Source organism: Rhizobium sp. 05L419, from assembly GCF_056397845.1.
Genome location: NZ_JBFTOF010000016.1, coordinates 137,812 through 145,145, shown reverse-complemented (window position 1 = coordinate 145,145; position 7,334 = coordinate 137,812). Strand labels below are relative to the sequence as shown.

Sequence of the window (7,334 nt, the reverse complement as noted above, 5' to 3'; positions counted from 1 at the left end):
CGGCGGTGGCGCCGAAACTGACCGCGGTGACGGTCTTGCTGTCGCCGGCATCCGGATCGGTGTCGTTGGTCAGCACGTTGCCGCCGGCGGCCACGCCGCCCGAGCCGTTGGCCACCCCACCCTTCTCGGTGGCGTCGCCCGTGTCGGCAACTGCCGTCGGCCCCGTGTTGCCAGATGTCGTGGAGTTGAAGACCACATCGACCCAGTAGTTCGTTCCCTGGAACGTGCTGGTCGGGAGGCTTCCGCTGCCATAGCTGTAGACCCCGTTTCCGCTGGCGGGCGCCGTCAGAGAACCGCTCGTCACATTCGAGGTGAAGTAATTGACAGTTGAAGAATAGTGGCCTGTGTCGGTGTGGTAGGAGGCCGTGTAGGTCGCCCCCGGCGTCAAGGTCACCGGGCTGGAGAAATATGCCGTTTGCCAACCGCTTGCGGTCTCGTTGGTGAAGGTCAGGGTGGCGAGCCTCGTGCCGGTGCTCGACCACAGCGAGCCGGTATGGGTACCGATGTCCTGACTACCCTTATAGAAGCGGATGCCACTGACGGTGCCTGCCGCCGAGGTCTGGAATTTGACCCCGAGTTCGATTGCGGCCGAGTCGTCGGTGTTCACGATCGCAGGCGTCGCACTCGCCGGGAAAAGTGAGATATAGCTTTGCCCGCCGACGATGACCGTGCGCCCAGCCGATGGCGTTTCCAGGTTGATGCTGTCGTCCACGGCGCGCGAGCGAACGACAAAGGTGCCGGCGACCTGCGGCGTCCAGGTGTAGGTCCAGTTCTCATCGCCGGTCGCCGGATGCCAACTGGCACCGTTGTCCGTCGAAACCTCCACGCCCGCAATCACGCCGCCGACGTCCGAGGCCGTGCCTGAAATAGTCACGCTTGCCCCAAGGGCGGCAGTCGCCGGCGCCGTGAGAATGGAGGTCGGCGCTGTGTGGTCGGTCGAAGCGGACGCGGCAACGAGCCCCGATTGCAATGTCCCAGGCTGGATGCCCATGTCGGCAAGCAGATTGACCATTGCTTGCTGGACACGCGGATCGGTCGGGGTCACCTGAAGGTCGTGATTGTCGCTCAGGCCCCAGGCCCAGTAGACGGTTCCGGCGCCGAAGACGAGCGCTCCGCTCGGAGCGCGGTAAAGAGTAAGACTGTGGGTCGAGACGCCGGCGCCGGTCGTATTGCCGTAATCGAGCAGATAGGTGCTTACCGGAAGCGTCGTCGACGACAGCTTGACAAGGCCGGCAGGATCGAAGCCGTTGTCGACCGCGTCGTCCCATTCATAACCGAGGTAGTTCTTCGTCAGCGTTGCCGTCTGCCCGGCCTGGAGGTTGGCGACGCTGGTGTTCCGCCAGAAGCGGAGGTTGGCGTCGTCATAGGGGACGGTGATCGACTGCAGATTGGAGCCGACGTCGTCGACTTTGAACAACTGCCCGGTGAGGGAGTTCTCCGGGTTTCCACCGCCTACGGCGGGCGGGCTGAGGCGCGGGTCGCGGAACGTCCCGGTCCACTCGCTGGAGGGATCGATGCTGGCGCCTGGCGACCAGGTCTCCTTGTAGGAGATCAGCGTGCGGTAGGCCGTGGCGTCGGCGCTCAGGCTGTTGCCCCAGCGGGTACGCCAATAGACTTCGTTGCCGCTCCAAAACTGTAGATTGACGCCCGCATCCCGGGCGGCTTCGACATTGGCCCGCTGCTGACCCGACCAGTACTCGTCGTGGCCGACATCCAGGTACATATTATGATTGAGGAGCAGACTGCCGTAACGGTCCGCATCGACGCCCGACATGTAGGAGACGTCGTAGCCATTCTGTTCCAGCCAGTAGATGCCAGCATACTCGGCGCCGAAGAGATAGTCCTGCGGACCGGCAAACGTGCCGATGCCGCCGCGCGTCACGATCGGCCTGTTGTAGCTGACGGCATAGGCGCGCCCGGCGCCCTGTCCTGTTGCTGGGCCGTTACCGCCATAAAAGTTGGCGCCGCCCCAGCCGTTATAGGCCTGCCAAGTCTCATCCGAGGTCTGGAAGACGATGTCGCTGTGGCTGGCGTCGTCACGCACGATGAACGGGATTTGGTTCGCACCGGTGGTGCCGTCCTGACGCACGAGTTTGGCGATATAGACGCCGGAAACGGCGTCCTCGGGCACGGTCCAGGACGCCGAAACCGCCCAGTTGCCGGCGTCGACCAGGCCGGTCGAGGCATCGCGCAAGGGGTCGGGCTGCGACTGAAATCCTGTGTGCTGCATCGTGGCGACCTTGCGCGCACCCATGCCGCCATAGTAGCCGAGCCGGTATATATCGATGCGATAGTTGGTGGAATCGGTATCGATCTTGAAGCTTATCGTCTTGCCGTTGTCGACGCTTATGTCGGTCGCGAATCCTTCGATGTTGGTGCTGCCCGCGCCGTCGATCCCCCACTCACTCTCAGGATTACCCGTCAGCAGGTTTTCCCTCACGATCGGGTTGTCGGCTGCTGCGACAGCCGCCAGGCTCTGCGTTGCGGCCCTCTGAGTGACGGTCGCGGGTTGGGTAACCGAGCCGGACAGGATGCCGATACCCTTGGATGTGCTGGTGCCCGTTCCTGCCTCACCGCCGCCGGGCAGCGAGCCGGTCCATGCCGCCGATTCGGCCCAATTTGCCGTACCTGTACCTGTCCACCCCGAAAGGTGGGTCAGGTTCCGGCCGAGAAGCGGATCGCTGATCGAGGCGCCGATTATACTCTTGCCAGTCGCGACGTAGTCCGGGCCTTCCGTCAGCCGGGTCCCCGGCAATTGACCGTCCGATTGAAGGATGCCGCTTCCGGGGGCCCAATCGAGAAGGCGCGTTGGAGACGTATAGTAACCGCAGCCGCAAACGCCGTAGGGCAAGCCAAACGCCAGAAAAGCGGGATGTCCGACAAGGTGCGCGGTCGTCTTCGCCGACGGCGCCGATTCCAGGATGACAACGTTGCCAGAAGTGGCAGGCTCGACCGTCACAGTGGTGGTTGCCGGCCCTGCGGCCGTCAGGGCGTGACTTTGCAAAGCGGGACTATGCAGAAGAAATGGTCCTAGTGGATCGCCGCCGATGCGGCTGATGCCCGCGCCGCCGACAGGGAGCGGCGATGCGGTCCACAATGAGGTCGCGGCAACGTCCCTCGCTGATGGTGCAAAGCCCGGCACACCGCCCTCGAGCAGCGGCGCGGCATGTTCGTACGCGTCGGAGACCACGTCTTCGCCCTGCCCGCTCTCGTGCTCATCTAGCGTAGCACTATTGATCGTCAGGTCGACACGCGTGTCGATCTTGGTCCAATCAGCGACCGTCGACGCGGGCGGCGAATAATCCACACGTTTATGCACAAACTTGCGCGGCTCGGCTTTTTGACCGGTGGCCAGCCACCTTGGGGCCAACGAATCTGGCAATAGCGACCTTGAAGTCCACCGACGAGCATTGCGATACATGGGGTGACCCTCTCGCGAAAATTTGCGGGACTCAAATACAAAGGGAACTATGCGTGAGCGCCAGAAGCATAGTCGAAATGGAGGCGAATGCATTGTACCCCCTTCGGCGTAGGTCAAACGGCTAGTCCACGTTTGGCAAATGCCGACGAGCGCGATTTATCTCCCATTGGTCATATGTGCGTCGCATCGGCCATGTCCTTTTTGTTTCCCTTCGCAGAAGGCCTGACGGCGATGTGATGTGTGTCGGAGCCAGGATCCGAGCCACTGTGGCGACTTTTTATCGCCCTCGTGACTTCTGCCCGGAACGAGAAAACTCTGTCATGTTGACCATTGCCTTCTGATCGTGATTGGACTTCATCGCGCGTCGGAGTCACGCTCAGGTCGGAAAGTTCTCGATGGACGAACCAGCTGTCGTATTGAACAGGAGGTTTCGATGAAGCACCACGCCCTTGAACAAATCCAGACCGTCGCCAGCGTCAACCTCGACTATCCGCGCCCGGCGATGTCACGCCGCGAACGCCTTCAGCGCTGGGTCGAACTTTTGGAACGCAGTCCCCATCGCTCGCTCTCAACCCTGCACGAGACTGAATACCAACCGGCTAACGAGCGCGCGGTCATGCACGCCGATCACTCTCCGATCTCGGTGGCGTTTGCCGATCCAATCCTGCGATCCGCTGGACTTGAGAGCGACACCTACGGCGAGGCCAAGCGGTTCTTCGAACTGAGCGACCATCAGTTGCACAGGGTGGTCTGCTTTTGCCATTTCGGATCAAGCGTCAGCGCCGTGACGGCGGCACATCATGTGCGTGCACTGATTGCTGCGGGCGATCGACCCGGGATAGTCGGCAGACTACGCAATATGCTTGGGTGGTAGCGCGTACGGGACGCAAGGTGGCGAATTATCGGTCGCGCCGTGTCGTGACGAGCGAGGCGGCGTGCCCAAATGCCCTCGCTTCTTTGTCTGTCAGCAGTCATGGGCACGTCCCATGGTGACAAGAGCTAGCTTGTCACCTGCTTCAGCTTGCGTGGCTTTTTCTTGGGAGGTTCACCAGCGCGCCTCAGAGCTTCCTGAACATCTCGTTCCAGGCGCTGTGCTTTCAAACGAGCGGTCTTTAGATCGCGATCCTGAACCCTCTTGTCGATGATTTCGTAGGCCGCTTCGGTTGTGGCGTCGAGCTTTGCGGTTCCAGTGAGAGAGCGCTTCCTTGGTTCTTCCTGTTCCATATGCCGGAGATAGCGCGCCGAGGGTCATAGGACAACTCACCGTCCGGCAGATCTGAAATCTCTCTCGCCGGGAAACGGCGGCGGAAGCTGACGCCCGGCGAGCACTCAAGCGCGCGATCTCATTCTTGCCCTCAATCCGTCGCCCGTCTGCCGTGTAATAGAGGAAGCCCCGCTTGCCTTCCCTGCGGGTGATCCCGGTTTCCAGACATGGAGCGTGATCAGCCCGCAGGAGAGTTTTGCTTGCGGTACCGTCGCGTGGATGATGTGGGTTTGAAGCATCGCATTCATGACGGCAGAACACGCAGAAAGCTTGCTGGTTCCGCCAATGTGATCCTCCTCTTGCGCCGAAGATGCGCCCGTTCGCTTTGCTTGCCTGGCCGTTGGCAATCACGATAATATGGACGGGTCTTTCGCCGGCATTGTTTTTTTTGCAATCCATGAAACCGTCCGGCGGGGCTGCGCGTTCTTCGCAAGGAGGAATTGCTATGTCACATTCAAAGGACAACCGCCAAGTTCGCATCCCCGGCCCCGCCGATCGGAGCATCGCCGAGCACTGCAAAAAGTTCGGTATCGGTCCTGCCGAAGAGCGCAAACTCCAGAGATTGCTGGGCAAGCATGCTCCGCTCCATGAACTTCAGGCCAATGCACCGCCAAGGGCCCCCAAATTTCGATGACCGGCGACGCAGGTGGATGAAAATCTGAGAGCCAGCCGGCTGCGCAACTCTCGTCTTGTTGCGGCTGGTGCTCGACACGGGCCGCAAGGACGATCACAATCTCCAGTTTGGCTGATCAGTGTTGGAGATGTGGACTTAAATTGCTTGCTTTTGTTGCAAATAGCGCAGTTGGTGGTTGTTTGGCTTGGAGATGCGACATGATTGAGTTTAGACCTTCGGATCAAAACGAAGTGCGGTCTGCAGAGATCGACCGGCATCTAAAGAAACTCGACCTTGAAATGGCGTCGCCGAATATCAAGGAGATCAAACACGCTGAGCTCAACGCGCTTTATCGTCAGTTGAATGCCGAACGCGATTTGCTCCGTCAGGAACGCGCAAGAGGCGGCAGTGGGGTGCCTGGCTAGAATGCCGGCATGCGGCTGCGCAGTGTTTTGACCAGCCCCTGCCCCAACTGACGGTCTTCCGATGACAAATCAGGGACTACCGCCGTCGGCCAGAACGATCCGTTTGCTCCCCCCGGCGAAGACGGCGGTTGTGGACATCGCGTTTTAAGATCGCTGCGACACAAAAGCATGCTCGCGACACCCGAGCAGTGCCCGCCGCGGGATGGAGCGATCCAAGATCGATCTGCCTGCTTGGTCAGCGTCTCAACGCAGCGAGATCTTTCGCCGCCATTGTGGTGCTCATCGGCAGCGGAATTCGTCCAGTTGCCGACGTGCCGTCGCTTCTGTGCTCTGCTTCCAGCATGTAGTCTCGTGCCAACGGCAACGCATCGACGTTGCGCGTCAGTTGCAGCTGCCAGTTCATGTGCCCCATCCGCCGGAAGGCCAGTTCGGAGCCGATCAGATAGAACTCGAACATGCGACAGAACCGCTCGTCGTAAAGCTTGGCGAGCGTCGCACGATGTTTCGCGAACCGATCGCGCCAATGGGCCAGGGTTTTGGCATAGTGGAGGCGCAGCACCTCGATGTCCGTCGCCCATAGTCCAGACCGCTCCACGACGGACAGAACCTCTGACAGGGCCGGCGAGTAGCCGCCTGGAAAAATGTACTTCGCGATCCAGGGGTTCGTGCTGCCCGGACCGTCGGCACGGCCGATGGCATGGATGAGGGCTACACCGTCATCCTTTAGCATCGAACGCACTTTGTCGAAGAAGGTTTTGAAGTGGTTGATGCCCACATGCTCGAACATGCCGACGGAGACGACCCTGTCGACCGGGCGCGACCAGGATCTATAGTCCATCAGTTCGAATTTGACCCGGTGTTCGAGCCCCGCCTCCCTGGCCCGGGCGCGGGCAGCCTCGAGCTGTTCGGCCGATAAGGTCAGGCCCGTGACGCGCGCATCGAATTCTCGCGCGAGGTAGAGGGCCATTCCGCCCCACCCGCAGCCGATATCCAGGATTTCCAGATCGGGCCGATCAAGTCTCAGCTTCGCTGCAATATGCTGCTTCTTCTTGAGTTGTGCCTCCTCAAGTGTTTCCCCGCCTTCAGGAAAATAGGCGCAGGAATATTGCCGGTCCTCATCCAGCATGAGCGAATAGAGACGCGCATCGAGATCATAATGGTGGGCAACATTGCGCCTTGATCTCGCAGCAAAGTTCAGTTGGTCAAGGTGACGGCGGAACCAGCGCAGCTTTTCCATGAGCTTGTCGAAGGGGTGGCTGCCACCTTCCATCGAATTCATCGCCAGAAAGTCGAGGGTCTCGAACAGGCTGCCCGGAGCCGGTTCGAGATCACCGTCCATATAGGCCTCGCCCAGCGCTAGCGCCGGGTTGAGCAGCAGACGGCGTTCGGCCCTCTTCGTGCGTATGGTGAGCGATGCATGCGGTTCCTCGCCAGTCCCGAAGACGCGCTTCAGCCCGTCAGGGAACGTAACAGTAAGGGTTCCGATTTTAATCAGATGTCTTAGCGCGAGCTCAAGCAACATTTCCAATACCCATTCATCGTCGGAGCGCAAACGACCGTTCACGCTGGCTGCGTGTCATGCTGGCAATGCTATAGGCAAAAACGTCTAAG

General features: G+C 60.5%; 5 protein-coding genes. 3 read left to right on the top strand and 2 right to left on the bottom strand.

All coding sequences use genetic code 11. The annotated features are described in order from the left end of the window. On the bottom strand, positions 1-3,421 hold a 3,421-nt coding region (locus AC1DMK_RS20045; protein WP_477861350.1), incomplete at its 3' end, for a N,N-dimethylformamidase beta subunit family domain-containing protein. A 433-nt stretch (positions 3,422-3,854) separates the two neighbouring features. Here AC1DMK_RS20045 and AC1DMK_RS20040 point away from each other — a divergent pair. The 3 genes from AC1DMK_RS20040 (at position 3,855) to AC1DMK_RS20030 (ending at position 5,723) form a co-directional block, all read left to right on the top strand. Continuing rightward, positions 3,855-4,295, top strand: a complete 441-nt coding sequence (locus AC1DMK_RS20040; RefSeq protein WP_037069051.1) for a hypothetical protein — start codon at positions 3,855-3,857, stop codon at positions 4,293-4,295. Between the two features lie 835 nt (positions 4,296-5,130). Continuing rightward, the gene (locus tag AC1DMK_RS20035) at positions 5,131-5,319 is read left to right on the top strand and encodes a hypothetical protein (protein ID WP_080725573.1); all 189 of its coding nucleotides are present in this window, start codon (positions 5,131-5,133) and stop codon (positions 5,317-5,319) included. 197 nt (positions 5,320-5,516) lie between these two features. Beyond that, positions 5,517-5,723 (top strand): hypothetical protein, encoded by a 207-nt coding sequence (locus AC1DMK_RS20030; protein WP_477861347.1) that lies wholly within the window; start codon positions 5,517-5,519, stop codon positions 5,721-5,723. A gap of 235 nt (positions 5,724-5,958) precedes the next feature. On the opposite strand, the gene AC1DMK_RS20025 is transcribed toward AC1DMK_RS20030, so the two are convergent. Continuing rightward, positions 5,959-7,245 (bottom strand): class I SAM-dependent methyltransferase, encoded by a 1,287-nt coding sequence (locus tag AC1DMK_RS20025; RefSeq protein ID WP_477861345.1) that lies wholly within the window; start codon positions 7,243-7,245, stop codon positions 5,959-5,961. Between the last annotated feature and the right edge of the window lie 89 nt (positions 7,246-7,334).